Origin of the sequence: Nonomuraea rhizosphaerae, from assembly GCF_019396405.1 — a bacterium.
Classification (GTDB): Bacteria; Actinomycetota; Actinomycetes; order Streptosporangiales; family Streptosporangiaceae; genus Nonomuraea; species Nonomuraea rhizosphaerae.
In genome coordinates this window covers 1-13,851 of record NZ_JAHKRL010000373.1, presented here as the reverse complement: position 1 = coordinate 13,851, position 13,851 = coordinate 1, and the positions used below count along the sequence as shown (strand labels likewise).

Below are 13,851 nucleotides of genomic sequence, written 5' to 3'. Positions count from 1 at the left end.
GATCGCCTCCTATACGCCGTACTTGTACGCCGTACAGTTCAACTTGTACGGCGTATAGTTGTCAACCGTGATGGGAAAACTGACGGCGGCGGCCATCGTCGGCCGGGCTCTGGAGATCGGCGACGCCGAAGGGCTCGACGGCCTGACGATCCGGCGGCTGGCGGCCGACCTCGGCGTGACCCCGATGGCCCTCTACTGGCACTTCAAGAACAAGGAGCTGCTGCTCGTCGGCATGGCCGACCACCTGATCTCAGGGTTCGCGCCGAAGACCGGCGACGAGCGCCCGTGGCGGGAGCGGCTGCGCGAGATGGTCGACGGGCTGATCCGCGTCCTGCGCGCCCACCCCTGCGCCAAGAACATCCTGGAGCAGGTGGACCCGCTGACGGTGCCCAGCTTCCTGGCGGTCTGGGACGAGGCGCTGGGCCTGGCGCGGGCCGCCGGATTCAACGCGGACGAGTCCTGCCTGATCTCCAAGTACATCCTGCAGAGCGCGATCTCCATCGCCGACGGCCCGGTCCACTTCCGCAGCACCCACACGCCCGAGCAGCTGGAGGAGATCGTCAGGGTCAAGCGCCTCGGGCTGCAGTCGCTCCCGGCGGGCCGGTACCCGAACCTGGTGGAGATGGCCGGCCCGATGGTGTCGGGCATGAGCGCCGACCTCTACGACACCTTCGGCGTCGACCTCGTCATGTCCGGCATCGAGAAGCTCGCGGCCAGGAACTAGGGCGCTGCGCGGGGCCTGGAGCGGGCCAGGCCGGCGAAGAGGGCGCCGAGCAGGGCCACCGCGAACAGCACCGCGTACGTGCGCTGGAAGCCGTGCATCAGCTGCCCGACCGCCACCGGCGACAGCCGCGACAGCGTCGCCCCGTACACCTGGGCGCGCAGCTCCGGCCCCACGGAGCCGGCCAGGACGCTCAGCGACAGGCCGACGCTGATCACGACGCCCACGTTCATCACCATGACGCGGAAGCCGTTGACCACCCCCAGGCTGCCGGGTGGCAGCGCGCGCATGACCTGGGTGGTGTTGCCGGTCAGGAACGTGCCGCTGCCGCAGCCCGCCACGAACAGGCCGGCGCCGATGATCCAGTACGGCGTCGACGGGTCGGCCGTCAGCATGAGCGTGCCCAGCCCGAGCGCGCTCATCAGCGTGCCGCAGATCGCCAGCACGTACGGCGAGATCTTGAGCGAGCCGGCCAGCGGCGAGGCGACGGCCATGCCCACCGGCACCGGCAGGATGCTCAGCCCCGCCGTGAAGGCGTCCACGCCCCGGGCCGCCTGGAAGTACAGCGCCACGACCAGGATCAGCGCGGCGCGCGCCAGGGCGTTGCAGAAGGAGGCCAGGTTCGCGAAGGCCAGCATCCGCCCGCCGAACAGCCGCAGGTCCAGCAGGGGATGCGCGGCCCGCCGCTCCACCAGCGCGATCAGCGGCGCCAGCACGGCGAACACCGCCGCCCCCGTCAGCACGACCGGGCTCGACAGACCGGCCGAGCCCGCCTCCGAGAGGGCCAGCAGCAGGGCCGACAGTGCCGCGAACACCAGCGCGTTGCCCAGCGCGTCCACCGGCTCCTTGGGCCCTCTGGGCGTCTTGCGGAGGATCGCGGCGCCCCAGCCGAACGCCAGCAGCCCCGCCGGCACGTTCACCCAGAAGATCCACTGCCAGCCCGCCGCCTCGGCGATCAGGCCGCCGAGCGTGGGCCCGGCGAGCTGCGCCACGGACAGCGTGCCCATGTAGACGCCCATGCCCTGGCTGAGCTTCTCCGGCGGGAACGCGTCGGCGATGATCACGGTGCCGTTGGAGAGGATCATCGCCGCGCCGACCGCCTGCAGCACGCGCATCCCGACCAGGAACCACACGTCCGGCGCCAGCCCCGCCAGCAGCGAGGCGACGGTGAACAGCGCGAACCCCGCCAGGTACACCTCCCGCCTGCCCAGCAGGTCGGCCACCCGGCCGAAGAACACCAGGCTCGCGGTGTTCACCAGCAGGAACGACAGCAGGATCCAGCCGGACTCGAACGGGCCCGCCTGGAAGTGGCGGACCACCGTGGGCAGCGCGACGTTCAAGGTGCTGCCCGCGATGCCGATGAGGACGAGCCCCAGGCTGGTCACCGAGCAGACGCGCCAGGCGTAGCGGAGGCGGGGGTCACGCTCTGACGGCATGCCGTCCACTATGGCGTACGACGTACGTACGATTTGTCCGGGGTTACCTGGCGCGCTTGCGCAGCCCTTCCAGGTCGTGGATCACCACGCGCCGCCGCCCCGTCTCGATCAGCCCGCGGTCGCGCAACGTGCGCAACGCCTTGCTGACCGCCTCCCGCGACGCGCCGGTCCATCCGGCGAGCTCGTCCTGGGAGAGCGGCAGCGCCACGCGGACGCCGCTGTTGGTCTTCTCGCCGTAGCGCTCGGCCAGCTCGATCAGCCGGGTCGCCACGCGGCCGGTGGTGTCGAACGCTCCATATTCGATCCGCTTCCTGTCGGCGTCCCGCAGCCGCCCGGTCACCAGCTGCATGAGCAGCACCGCGATGCGGCCGTGCATCTGCAGGAAGTTGGGGAAGTCGCGGACCACGATGCCCGCGATCGGCTCCAGGGCGGTGACGGTGGCCGAGCGCGGCGAGCCGTCGATGGCCGACATCTCGCCGAGCAGCCCGCCCGGCCCGCGTACGGCCAGCACGACCTCGGTCCCGCTGCTGGTGTGGGAGGAGACCTTCACCCTTCCTTCCGTCAGGACGAGCACCCAGTCGGAGGTGTCGCCCTCGGTCATCACGGTCGTGCCGCGCTCCCACCGCCGCGGCCGTCCAGCGGCACGCAGCTCATCGACCTCTTCGGGGGTGAGCATGGAGAGGAACTCGCCGGCCTCTGCGTTCATGCCGCCGATTATGTCGGTATGAGCAGCGCCCTTCTAGCTCATCGCGGTCAGAACGTACGCTCCTACAGTTTCCTCCTTGCCCTTGAGACTGAGCTGTCCCAGGGAGTTGACCTTGACGGTGGGGCCGAGCTGCCTGCGCGTGGTCTCCCCGATCACCACCGTGCCGGGCTCGGCGAGGGCCTGCAGCCTGGCGGCCACGTTCACGCAGTCGCCCATGGCGTTGAAGCCGCGCAGCCTGGGGCTGCCGATGTTGCCGACCAGGGCCGGGCCGGTGTTGACGCCGACGCGGAACATCGGCCACTCGACGCTGCCCCCGTTGTCCTTCCAGGCCACCTCCTCCGACACCTCGGCGGCGGCCTCCTGCATCGCCAGCGCCGCCCGGCAGGCCGCCGCGGCGTGGTCGCGCTGCGTGGCGGGGGCGTTGAACAGGGCCAGCAGCGCGTCGCCGACGAACTGCACGATCGTGCCGCCGTTGTCGAGGATGCAGGGGACCGCGGCCGTGTGGTAGCGGTTGAGCATCTCGACGATCTCGCCGGGGGTGACCCGCTCGGAGAACGTGGTGAAGCCCTTGAGGTCGGCGAACAACGCCGTCAGCTCCTTGAGCTGGCCGCCGAGCGCCGCCTGCGCCGGGTCGGCGAGCAGCGCGTTGGCCACGTCGGGCGACATGTACTGCTTGAACAGCGTGTCCAGCTCCTGGTAGAGGCGGGCGTTCTCCAGCGAGATGGACAGCTGCCCGGCCAGGGTCGCGGCCAGGGCCTCGTCCTGCTGGGTCCGCCCGACCGGCACCTCCAGGACGCCCGCCAGATGGCCCTTGACGGTCAGGGGGTAGGCCATGAGGCTGTCGCGCCTGACCGGGGTGTTGTCGGGGAACTCGTACTCGCGCGAGCCGATCTGCGCCCTGCCCTCGGCCACCAGGCCGATGCGCACGTCCCCGTACGCCTGCCGCACCCGCTCCAGCGCGGTGGCCAGCAGCTCGGTCTCGGGCTGGTGCAGGCGGGTCTGGGCGCTGACCGCCACCAGGGCGCCCAGGCGCTGGGTCAGCTCACGCTCGTTGGCCAGCGCCGCGCCGGCCCGGTCGAGCACCGCGGCCTGCCCCTCGTTGAGCCGGAACTTCTCCGACAGCCGGGTCGCGGCCAGCGGCTCGCCCCGCCGCACGTGCTCGACCATCTCCTCCAGCGCGTCCTCGTACTGGCGCTGGATGCGGGCCACGGTCGCCGCGAGCGCCACCGAGTCGAACAGGCCCGCGCTCGACCCCTCGCGCCTGAACTGCAGGTAGGCGCTGTAGGCGACGAAGACGAAGGCCAGCGTCAGCAGGATGTGCCACTCCCACCACGACAGGTGCCAGTTGAGCTGCGACATCCCGGCGACCATGGCCTCGGCCAGCAGCGCGTACGCGGTGATCAGGCTGACCAGCATGGCCGAGGGCCGGCGCCGGTGCAGCAGGAACATCATCACGCTGGCCGCCCCGTACAGGGCGAGGCCCGGCAGCGACATCACCGCGACCCAGTCCACGGGCTCCTTGAACGGCGGCTCGCTGAGCGGCGTCAGCCCTGGGATCAGCGAGGCGAACCCCCACAGCACCATGAAGCCGAACAGCACGCCCCTGATGAAGTGCTGGTAGCGCAGGACGGTCTCGGCCGCCTTGTCGCCCAGGGGGAACGACGAGACGAACGCGAAGCCGGACGCGATCGTGAGCCCGACCTGCTGCCCGAGGTCGAACCCGAGCGAGCCGGTGGGCAGGATCACCTGCGGCGTGGCCAGGCCGTGCAGGAAGAAGAACCCCGCGCTGGCCACGAAGACCATCGAGACCAGGAACAGCCGGGCGTCGTGCCGCCTGCGTGACGCCTCACTGATCAGCGCGGCGAGCGCGACGTTGAGGCCCGCCAGCGAGATGATCATCCAGAAGTGGCTGGCGTGGTGCTCCCATTTGTAGTTCAGGTCGGGCTGGGCGAGCAGGAGCCAGAGGCCCAGCAGCGGCAGGATCAGATGTATGGCCCAGACGACCCCCCGTACGGGCTGCGTAGCAGGGGGTAGATAGGGACTGGCGGTCGGCAAGGTCACTCCCGTGGATGTGTGCAAGCCCCCTAACGGTCCTGATTATCCACCGGATACGGACCCCGCCAATGCGTCCTTTTACGAGCTGGCGTCGTTCTTGACGCGTCAAGTCAGGTTGGCCATGATTGTCACGCTGTGTTTCGTGATGAATGCGTTATGTAGTTCTTGTCATCCATTGGAACGGTTGAAACGTGAACCTCATGCTCATCGTGAGCACCACAGGTTTCTCGGAAGGACAACCGTGACCATCAAGGTTCCCGGGGGGCGCACGCTCACCCTCGCCACTGTCGGAGCACTGGCAGCGTCGCTCCTCGCCGTCGGGGGCGTCGCCACCGCGTCGTCGGCGGAGCAGGTGACCGCCTGCGTCAACAAGAAGTCGCGGTACGTCCGCATCGTCAACACCACCACGCCGTGCAGGAAGACCGAGACGCGGATGGTGATCGGCGGTGGTGGCGGCACCTCGACGACGACCGTGGTCGAGGGCCAGAAGGGCGACACGGGCGCGCAGGGCCCGAAGGGTGACACCGGCCTCCAGGGCGCCCCCGGCCCCCGCGGCAAGCAGGGCCTGCCCGGCAAGAACGGCGTCGACGGCAAGAACGGTATTGACGGCAAGGACGGCAAGGACGGCCTGCCGGGCAAGGACGGGAAGAACGGCGAGGACGGCAAGAACGGCAAGGACGGGATCGACGGCAAGGACGGCAAGGACGGCCTGCCCGGTAAGGACGGCAAGAACGGCGAGGACGGCAAGAACGGTCTTCCCGGCAAGGACGGCAAGGACGGGATCGACGGGAAGAACGGCAAGGACGGCCTGCCGGGCAAGGACGGCAGGAACGGCCTCGACGGCAAGGACGGCAAGGACGGGAAGGACGGCTCCGGCGCGACCTACACGACCTACACCCGTTCCAGCTCCTTCTCCAACTCCGGCAGCGCCTCCTGCTCCACCGGCGACCTGGCGGTCGGCGGCGGATTCACGATCAGCAAGGGCTCCTCGGTCCTCAGCAGCGCCCCCAGCGGCTCGGCCAGTTGGTCGGTCTCGGCGGAGAAGGACGGCTACGGCAGCGCCTCCGGCACCGTCTACGTGGTCTGCCTGAAGAAGAGCTGACCCACGCGGAGAAGGGGCCCGTACGACCGGCGTACGGGCCCCTTCTCGGAACAGCTAGCCGAACAGCGCTGGCAACGTGCCCGCGTGCGTCTCCCGCAGCTCCGCGACCGTGACCTCCAGCACGCCCTCGACCACCAGCGAGGCGCCGCCGGTCGCGCCGAGGCCGTAGCAGGGCACCTCGTGGTCGGCGCACAGCTTGGCGAACCGGTCGAACGCCTCGGGCCGCACCGTCACCAGCGCCCGCGCCGCGGACTCGCTGAACAGGCCGGTGAAGGCGTCGTCGGTGAGGCTCACCGACGCGCCGACGCCCCGCGCCAGGCACGACTCCGCGAGCGCGACGGCCAGGCCGCCGTCGGACAGGTCGTGCGAGCCCTCCAGCAGCCCCTCGGCCGCCGCGCTGACCAGCACGGCCGCCAGGGAGCGCTCGGCCTCCAGGTCGGCCTGGGGCGGCAGCCCGCCCAGGTGGCCGTGGGCCACGTGCGCCCACTCCGAGCCGCCGAACTCCGCCGCCGTCTCGCCGAGCAGCGCCACGCGCAGGCCTTCGGTGGTGAAGCCGGTGGGCACCCGCCTGGCCACGTCGTCGATCACGCCCAGCACGCCGACGACCGGCGTCGGGTGGATCGCGGTGGCGCCGGTCTGGTTGTAGAAGGAGACGTTCCCGCCGGTCACCGGCACGCCGAGGGTGCGGCAGGCGTCGGCGAGCCCGCGCACGGCCTCGGCGAACTGCCACATGACCTCCGGGTCCTCCGGCGAGCCGAAATTGAGGCAGTTGGTGACGGCCAGCGGGCGCGCCCCGGTGACCGCGACGTTGCGGTACGCCTCGGCCAGGGCGAGCTGGGCCCCGGCGTACGGGTCGAGCTTGGCGTAGCGGCCGTTGCCGTCGGTGGCCAGCGCGATGCCCCTGGTCGTCGGCTCCGCCCCCGCCATGACCTCGGAGACGCGCAGCATCCCGGCGTCGGCGGGCTGGGCCAGGACGGTGTTGGAGCGTACGTACCGGTCGTACTGGGAGGTCACCCACTCCTTGGAGGCCAGGTTGGGCGACCCGAGCAGCTCCAGGAGCGTGGCGCGCAGGTCGGCGGGCCGGTCGAGGCGGTCGGGGACGTCGGCGTTGAGCGCGGCCTGCCCGGCGGGCTCGCGCAGCGGGCGCTCGTAGACGGGCCCGTCGTCGGCCGCCGTGCCGGGCGGGATGTCGACGATGACCTCGCCGTCCCACGTCATCACGAGCCGGCCGGTGTCGGTCACCTCGCCGATGACGGTGGCGGGGACGTCCCACTTCTCGCAGATCGCCGTGAAGGCCGGGATGTCGGACGGGCGCACGACCGCCATCATCCGCTCCTGCGACTCGCTCATGAGGATCTCCTCGGGCCGCAGCGAGGGGTCGCGGAGCGGGACGAGGTTGAGGTCGACGCTCATGCCGCCGGTGCCCTTGGCGGCCAGCTCGGTCGTGGCGCAGGAGACGCCGGCCGCGCCCAGGTCCTGGATGCCCACGACCACGTCGGCCGCGTACAGCTCCAGGCAGCACTCGATGAGCAGCTTCTCCATGAACGGGTCGCCCACCTGCACCGCGGGGCGCTTGGCCTGCGACTCGTCCTCGAACGTGGCGCTGGCCAGCACGGAGGCGCCGCCGATGCCGTCGGGGCCGGTGGAGGCGCCGAACAGCACGACCTTGTTGCCGGGGCCGGGCGCGGTGGCCAGCTTGATCTGGTCTTTACGCAGCAGGCCCACGCACAGGGCGTTGACCAGCGGGTTGCCGATGTAGCAGGGGTCGAAGACGACCTCGCCGCCGATGTTGGGCAGCCCCAGGCAGTTGCCGTAGCTGCTGATGCCCTCGACCACGCCGGGCAGGACCCTGCGGGTGTCGTTCTGGTCGGCCCCGCCGAAGCGCAGCGCGTCCATGACGGCGATCGGGCGGGCGCCCATCGACATGATGTCGCGCACGATCCCGCCGACGCCGGTGGCGGCGCCCTGGTGCGGCTCCACGTAGCTCGGATGGTTGTGCGACTCGATCTTGAACGTGGCCGCCCAGCCGTCGCCGATGTCCACCACGCCCGCGTTCTCGCCCATGCCGACGAGCAGCGCGTCGGACTTGGGGGCCTTGGTGGCGAACTGCTTGAGATGCACCTTGGACGACTTGTACGAGCAGTGCTCGGACCACATGACGCTGTAGATGGCCAGCTCGGAGCCGGTGGGACGGCGGCCGAGGATCTCCTTGACCCGGTCGTACTCGTCCTGCTTCATCCCCAGCTCGGCGAAGGGCATCGGCTCGTCAGGGGTGCCGGCCGCCCGCTCGACGTTGTCCGTCATGCGTCCACCAGCTTCTTGAGGATCGAGGTGAAGAAGCCGAGACCGTCGGTGCTGGGCGCGCCGACCAGGTCCTCGACGGCGTGCTCTGGGTGCGGCATGAGGCCGACCACGTTGCCCGCCTCGTTGCGGATGCCCGCGATGTCGTTCAGGGAGCCGTTGGGGTTGCCCAGGTAGCGCACGACCACCTGGCCGTTCGCCTCCAGCGCGGCCAGCGTGTCGGCGGAGGCCACGTAGCGGCCCTCGCCGTGCTTGATCGGCAGCACGATCTCCTGACCGGCCGCGAACGCGTTCGTCCACGGCGTGGCCGTCGTCTCGACCTTGAGCCGCTGGTCGCGGCAGACGTAGTGGAGCGAGGCGTTACGGGTCAGCGCGCCCGGCAGCAGGTGCGCCTCGCACAGGATCTGGAACCCGTTGCACGTGCCCAGCACCGGCAGCCCCTGCCGCGCGGCCGGGACCAGCTCCCGCATCAGCGGGGCGAACCGGGAGATCGCGCCGCAGCGCAGGTAGTCGCCGTAGGAGAAACCGCCGGGCAGAAAGACCGCGTCGACTCCCTTGAGGTCGTGGTCGGCGTGCCACAGCGGAACCGCCTCCGCGCCCACCAGGCGTACGGCTCTCGCGGCATCTTGGTCGTCGAGTGTCCCTGGAAACGTGACAATGCCCACACGGGCGCTCATTTGGTATCCCCTCTGCACGCGGCACACGGCGGCCGCCACCCAGGTTATCCGGTGGGCACCGGTGCGCAGGGTGAGGTACCGGGGTGAGGAAAGGTCAGACCGCGGCCAGCTCGCGGGAGCGGCTGCCGGCCGCGTCTTCCCAGGCGAGGGTCTTACGCAGGTGGACCGTCGTGCCACGGCCGGGGGTGATGCCGAAGGTGATCTCGTCGACCACCGAGCGCATGATGAGCAGCCCGCGGCCGTTCTCGGTGTCGGGGGGCGGGAAGTGCAGGGGCATCGAGGGCAGCCCGACGCCGTTGTCGACGACGCGCACGTCGCAGCGGCCGTAGCCGATCGATGCCGTGACCTCGTACCGATTGGCGGGACCGCCGTGGCGCACCGCGTTGGAGCACGCCTCGGAGACCGCGAGCAGCATGTCGGAGATGCACGTCTCGCTCACGTTGAGTGAGCGCATCGCATCGCCCAGCACTCGCCTGACCATCGGTATGCCGATCGCATCCCGAGGCAGCGCCAACGAGAACTCAATATCCACCAGACCCCTCCGGGCTACGGAATGTCACCTGGAGTAGGTTTCCCCGTGAAATCGGGGCTAACCGCAAAATCACGCTGTTGTTATTTACTGTTGGCGTGCGCGTGGCATTGTGGCACGCCAGAACCCGGCTTTAACCGGGCAAGGGTATTTCGAGGTGTCAAATGTGCTGTTCTACTGGTCAACCCGTACGGTGTAGTCCTCGATGACGGTGTTGGCCAGGAGCGTCTCGGCCATCTTCCGCACCTCCTCCAGCGCCGCCTCGTCGGCCGGCCCCTCCAGCTCCACCTCGAAGCGCTTGCCCTGACGCACGGCCGCGACGCCGGAGAAGCCCAGGCGGGGCAGCGCGCGGGCGATGGCCTGGCCCTGCGGATCGAGAATCTCGGGCTTCAGCATGACGTCTACGATGACGCGCGCCACTGCGTTCCTCCTGGATGCGGTGGTAGTGGGGAAAGCAAGCCTACCGGTGCGTGTGGCAGACGACACAACGGGAACGGGGAGGGCATGGGGCTTGCGCGAAGGACTGTGATGTCTGCCACGATGTCCCCAAACGCGTACGAACCATCACCACATGGTCCGTCGCCCGAAAGGCCTGGCTAAGGTGGCAATCCCATCGACCCCCGGCCCCGGATCGCACAGGAGCGGCACGTGACACTCGAGGCCCCTCGTGGTGCCGAAGCACCCCCGGAACTCGTCCAGCTACTCACCCCCGAGGGCGAGCGGGTCGAGCATCCCGACTACGACATCGACCTGAAGCCCGAAGAGATCAGGTCCCTCTACCGCGACCTCGTCCTCGTCCGGCGCATCGACCTGGAGGCCGTGGCGCTGCAGCGGCAGGGCGAGCTCGGCATCTGGGCGTCGTTGCTCGGCCAGGAGGCCGCGCAGATCGGCTCCGGCCGCGCGCTGACCGACGCCGACATGGCCTTCCCCACCTACCGCGAGCACGGCGTGGCGTGGTGCCGCGACGTGGACCCGGTCAAGCTGCTCGGCCTCTTCCGCGGCGTCAACCACGGCGGATGGGACCCCAAGGAGCACAACTTCCACCTGTACACGATCGTGATCGGCAGCCAGACCCTCCACGCGGTCGGCTACGCCATGGGCATCCAGCGCGACGACGCGACCGCGGCCACCATCGCCTACTTCGGCGACGGCGCCACCTCCCAGGGCGACGTGAACGAGTCCTTCATCTGGGCCAGCGTCTTCAACGCGCCGATCGTGTTCTTCTGCCAGAACAACCAGTGGGCCATCTCCGAGCCGCTGGAGAAGCAGAGCCGCATCCCCCTCTACCGCCGGGCCTCCGGCTTCGGTTTCCCCGGCATCAGGGTGGACGGCAACGACGTGTTCGCCTGCCTCGCCGTGACGCGCAAGGCCCTGGCCGACGCGCGTAGCGGGCAGGGGCCGACCATGATTGAGGCGTTCACGTACCGGATGGGCGCCCACACCACCACCGACGACCCCACCCGCTACCGCGTGGCCAGCGAGCTGGAGGCGTGGAAGCTGAAGGACCCGATCGAGCGGGTCAAGGCGTACCTGTTCAAGAACGAGCTGGCCGACCAGGCGTTCTTCGACACGGTCGAGGGCGAGGCCGACCAGCTCGGCGCCGACCTGCGCAGACGCTGCCTGGCCATGCCCGACCCGAGGCCGCTCGACATGTTCGACCACGTGTACGCCGAGCCGCACGCGCTGATCGACGAGGAGCGCGCCCAGTACGCCGCCTACCTGGAGGGTTTCGAGTCATGAGCGTGCTCAGCCTGTCCAAGGCGCTCAACGAGGGCATGCGCAAGGCCATGGAGGACGACTCCAAGGTCCTCATCATGGGCGAGGACGTCGGCAAGCTCGGCGGCGTGTTCCGCGTCACCGACGGCCTGCAGAAGGACTTCGGCGAGGACCGCGTCATCGACACGCCGCTGGCCGAGTCCGGCATCATCGGCACCGCGATCGGCCTGGCGCTGCGCGGCTACCGGCCGGTGTGCGAGATCCAGTTCGACGGCTTCGTCTTCCCCGCCGCCGACCAGATCATCACCCAGCTCGCCAAGATGCCGATGCGCTCCCTCGGCGCGATCAAGCTGCCCGTCGTCGTCCGCATCCCCTGCGGCGGCGGCATCGGCGCGGTCGAGCACCACAGTGAGTCCCCCGAGGCGTACTTCACGCACACGGCGGGCCTGCGCGTGGTCGCCTGCTCCAACCCGGCCGACGCGTACGCGATGATCCAGCAGGCCATCCACAGCGACGACCCCGTCATCTTCTTCGAGCCCAAGCGCCGCTACTGGGAGAAGGCCGAGGTCGACACCTCCTCGGCCGACTGGTGGACGCCGCTCGACCGCGGCCGCGCCGTGCGGCCCGGGACCGACGTCACGCTGATCGCCTACGGCCCGATGGTCAAGACCTGCCTGGAGGCCGCCACGGCCGCCGAGGAGGACGGCCGCTCCGTCGAGGTGCTCGACCTGCGCTCGCTCAACCCGCTCGACACTCCGCTGGTCATGGACTCGGTACGCCGTACCGGCCGGGCCGTCGTGGTGCACGAGGCGCCCGTCAACAGCGGCTTCGGCGCCGAGCTGGCGGCCAGGATCACCGAGCAGTGCTTCTACCACCTGGAGTCGCCGGTGCTGCGGGTCGGCGGCTTCTCCACGCCCTACCCCCCGTCGAAGCTGGAGGAGCACTACCTGCCCGACCTGGACAGGGTGCTCGACGCCGTCGATCGCGCCTTCGGCTACTGATCAAGGGGGAACGTCCTTTCATGCGACGCGAATTCAAGCTCCCCGACGTCGGCGAAGGGCTGACGGAGGCGGAGATCGTCCGCTGGCACGTCAAGGTGGGCGACACGGTCAAGGTCAACCAGATCGTCGTGGAGATCGAGACGGCCAAGTCGATCGTCGAGCTGCCCGTCCCGTGGGACGGCGTGGTGCACGGCCTGATGGCCGGCGAGGGCGAGACCGTCGACGTGGGCGTGCCGATCATCGCGGTCGACACGTCCGAGGAGGACGCCGCCGGCGGGGACCGTACCGAGGCCCTGTCCGACGACATGGTGCCGAGCCCGCCCCCGGAGGGCGCGGTCGAGCCCGGCGTCCACGGCGGCCCCGCGCCCAAGGAGGAACGGCAGGCGGTCCTGGTCGGCTACGGCGTCAAGACCGGCTCGACGAAACGCCGCCCCCGCAAGGGAGGCCCCCGCCCCGGCGGACCGCCCGCGGGCGGCCCGGCTCCCGCGTCAGGCTCCGGCTCGGCGCCCGCCAGCGTGAGGCCCGGCGCCTCCGGGGCGGACCTGAGCCCGTCCCAGGTCGCCGTCCTGGCCAAGCCGCCGGTCCGCAAGCTGGCCAAGGACCTGGGCGTCGACCTGGCCGCGCTCTCCGGCTCCGGCCCGCACGGCTCGATCACCCGCGACGACGTCCAGTCCGCCGCCGACCGGCCCGAGGCCGTCCCCGCGCGGGCGGCCGCTCCCGCACAGGCGGCGGGAGAGTCGCGCGTCCCGATCAAGGGCGTGCGGAAGATGACCGCCCAGGCCATGGTGGCCAGCGCGTTCACCGCCCCGCACGTCACCGAGTTCCTCCAGCTCGACGTGACCGCGACCATGGAGGCCGTCAAGCGCCTGCGCACGCTCCCGGAGTTCGCCGAGGTCAAGGTCTCGCCGCTGCTCCTGGTCGCCAAGGCCGTGCTCACCGCGGTGAAGCGGTACCCGATGATCAACTCCTCGTGGGACGAGGCGGCGCAGGAGATCGTGATCAAGCATTACGTGAACCTGGGCATCGCCGCCGCCACCCCGCGCGGCCTGGTCGTGCCGAACGTCAAGGGCGCCCAGGACCTGTCGCTGCCCCAGCTGGCCGGTGAGCTGGCCGCCCTGACGGAGACCGCCAGGGCGGGCAGGACCCAACCGGCCGAGATGGCGGGCGGCACGATCACGATCACGAACGTGGGCGTCTTCGGCGTCGACACCGGCACCCCGATCCTGAACCCCGGCGAGTCGGCCATCCTGGCCTTCGGCCAGGTCAGGGACATGCCGTGGGTGGTGGACGGCGAGCTGGCGGTGCGCAAGGTGACGACACTGGCGCTGTCGTTCGACCACCGGATCGTGGACGGGGAGCTGGGGTCGATGTTCCTGCGCGACGTCGGCGCCATGCTGGAGGAGCCGCTCCGCATGCTCGCCTGGGGGTAGCCCTGAGGGCCCGCGGCCCCGCCTGAGGTCGGCGGACGGCCTCGGGTTCGGCGGACGGCTCCGGGGTCAGCGGACGGCTCCGGGGTCAGCGGACGGCGAGGGCTCGCTTGCCGTCCGCTGTCGGGCCGTACGACCCGATCCGGACCGGCGCCCCCAGGGCGTCGGCCACCGCCGCGG

General features: G+C 70.4%; 12 protein-coding genes. 5 read left to right on the top strand and 7 right to left on the bottom strand.

Going from position 1 to position 13,851, the window contains the following annotated elements; translation table 11 throughout:
- The first annotated feature begins 70 nt into the window (after positions 1–70).
- Positions 71–724, top strand: coding sequence for a TetR/AcrR family transcriptional regulator (locus KME77_RS18890; protein WP_246610148.1), 654 nt, complete (start codon positions 71–73; stop codon positions 722–724).
- On the opposite strand, the gene KME77_RS18885 is transcribed toward KME77_RS18890, so the two are convergent.
- Genes KME77_RS18885 through KME77_RS18875 form a run of 3 tightly spaced genes read right to left on the bottom strand, consistent with a single transcriptional unit; the run spans position 721 to position 4,918 of the window.
- Entirely contained in the window at positions 721–2,157 is a 1,437-nt protein-coding gene (locus tag KME77_RS18885; protein WP_219469372.1) for an MFS transporter, read from the bottom strand. The two genes, KME77_RS18890 and KME77_RS18885, sit on opposite strands and share 4 nt — an antisense overlap.
- 43 nt (positions 2,158–2,200) lie before the next feature.
- The gene (locus KME77_RS18880; RefSeq protein WP_219469370.1) at positions 2,201–2,863 is read right to left on the bottom strand and encodes a Crp/Fnr family transcriptional regulator; all 663 of its coding nucleotides are present in this window, start codon (positions 2,861–2,863) and stop codon (positions 2,201–2,203) included.
- A 33-nt stretch (positions 2,864–2,896) separates the two neighbouring features.
- Positions 2,897–4,918: an adenylate/guanylate cyclase domain-containing protein gene (locus KME77_RS18875; protein ID WP_246610144.1), complete on the bottom strand. Its 2,022-nt coding sequence runs from the start codon at positions 4,916–4,918 to the stop codon at positions 2,897–2,899.
- A gap of 241 nt (positions 4,919–5,159) precedes the next feature.
- Between KME77_RS18875 and KME77_RS18870 the strand changes: the two genes are divergently transcribed.
- The gene (locus tag KME77_RS18870; protein WP_219469365.1) at positions 5,160–6,020 is read left to right on the top strand and encodes a collagen-like domain-containing protein; all 861 of its coding nucleotides are present in this window, start codon (positions 5,160–5,162) and stop codon (positions 6,018–6,020) included.
- 54 nt (positions 6,021–6,074) lie between these two features.
- Here KME77_RS18870 and purL read toward each other — a convergent pair whose 3' ends face one another.
- From purL to purS, 4 genes are all read right to left on the bottom strand, one after another.
- Positions 6,075–8,324: a phosphoribosylformylglycinamidine synthase subunit PurL gene (gene purL, locus KME77_RS18865; protein WP_219469362.1), complete on the bottom strand. Its 2,250-nt coding sequence runs from the start codon at positions 8,322–8,324 to the stop codon at positions 6,075–6,077.
- Positions 8,321–8,998: a phosphoribosylformylglycinamidine synthase subunit PurQ gene (purQ, locus tag KME77_RS18860; protein WP_219469359.1), complete on the bottom strand. Its 678-nt coding sequence runs from the start codon at positions 8,996–8,998 to the stop codon at positions 8,321–8,323. Before purQ ends, purL begins: the two co-directional genes overlap by 4 nt.
- A gap of 94 nt (positions 8,999–9,092) precedes the next feature.
- Entirely contained in the window at positions 9,093–9,479 is a 387-nt protein-coding gene (locus KME77_RS18855) for an ATP-binding protein (protein ID WP_219469355.1), read from the bottom strand.
- A 222-nt stretch (positions 9,480–9,701) separates the two neighbouring features.
- Entirely contained in the window at positions 9,702–9,947 is a 246-nt protein-coding gene (gene purS, locus KME77_RS18850) for a phosphoribosylformylglycinamidine synthase subunit PurS (RefSeq protein WP_219469352.1), read from the bottom strand.
- 228 nt (positions 9,948–10,175) lie between these two features.
- Between purS and pdhA the strand changes: the two genes are divergently transcribed.
- From pdhA to KME77_RS18835, 3 genes are read left to right on the top strand one after another with little or no spacing between them, the layout of a single operon-like run.
- On the top strand, positions 10,176–11,267 hold the full coding sequence (gene pdhA, locus KME77_RS18845; RefSeq protein ID WP_219469351.1) for a pyruvate dehydrogenase (acetyl-transferring) E1 component subunit alpha: 1,092 nt from the start codon (positions 10,176–10,178) through the stop codon (positions 11,265–11,267).
- Positions 11,264–12,244, top strand: coding sequence for an alpha-ketoacid dehydrogenase subunit beta (locus KME77_RS18840; protein WP_219469348.1), 981 nt, complete (start codon positions 11,264–11,266; stop codon positions 12,242–12,244). The genes pdhA and KME77_RS18840 overlap by 4 nt, the downstream gene beginning before the upstream one ends.
- A gap of 20 nt (positions 12,245–12,264) precedes the next feature.
- Positions 12,265–13,674, top strand: coding sequence for a dihydrolipoamide acetyltransferase family protein (locus KME77_RS18835; RefSeq protein WP_219469345.1), 1,410 nt, complete (start codon positions 12,265–12,267; stop codon positions 13,672–13,674).
- Positions 13,675–13,851 lie beyond the last annotated feature (177 nt).

Coding starts and splice junctions, on each gene's coding strand:
- KME77_RS18890 (WP_246610148.1), top strand. CDS start 71: ATGGGAAAACTGACGGCGGCGGCCATCGTCGGCCGGGCTCTGGAGATC.
- KME77_RS18885 (WP_219469372.1), bottom strand. CDS start 2,157: ATGCCGTCAGAGCGTGACCCCCGCCTCCGCTACGCCTGGCGCGTCTGC.
- KME77_RS18880 (WP_219469370.1), bottom strand. CDS start 2,863: ATGAACGCAGAGGCCGGCGAGTTCCTCTCCATGCTCACCCCCGAAGAG.
- purL (WP_219469362.1), bottom strand. CDS start 8,324: ATGACGGACAACGTCGAGCGGGCGGCCGGCACCCCTGACGAGCCGATG.
- purQ (WP_219469359.1), bottom strand. CDS start 8,998: ATGAGCGCCCGTGTGGGCATTGTCACGTTTCCAGGGACACTCGACGAC.
- KME77_RS18855 (WP_219469355.1), bottom strand. CDS start 9,479: ATGGTCAGGCGAGTGCTGGGCGATGCGATGCGCTCACTCAACGTGAGC.
- KME77_RS18840 (WP_219469348.1), top strand. CDS start 11,264: ATGAGCGTGCTCAGCCTGTCCAAGGCGCTCAACGAGGGCATGCGCAAG.
- KME77_RS18835 (WP_219469345.1), top strand. CDS start 12,265: ATGCGACGCGAATTCAAGCTCCCCGACGTCGGCGAAGGGCTGACGGAG.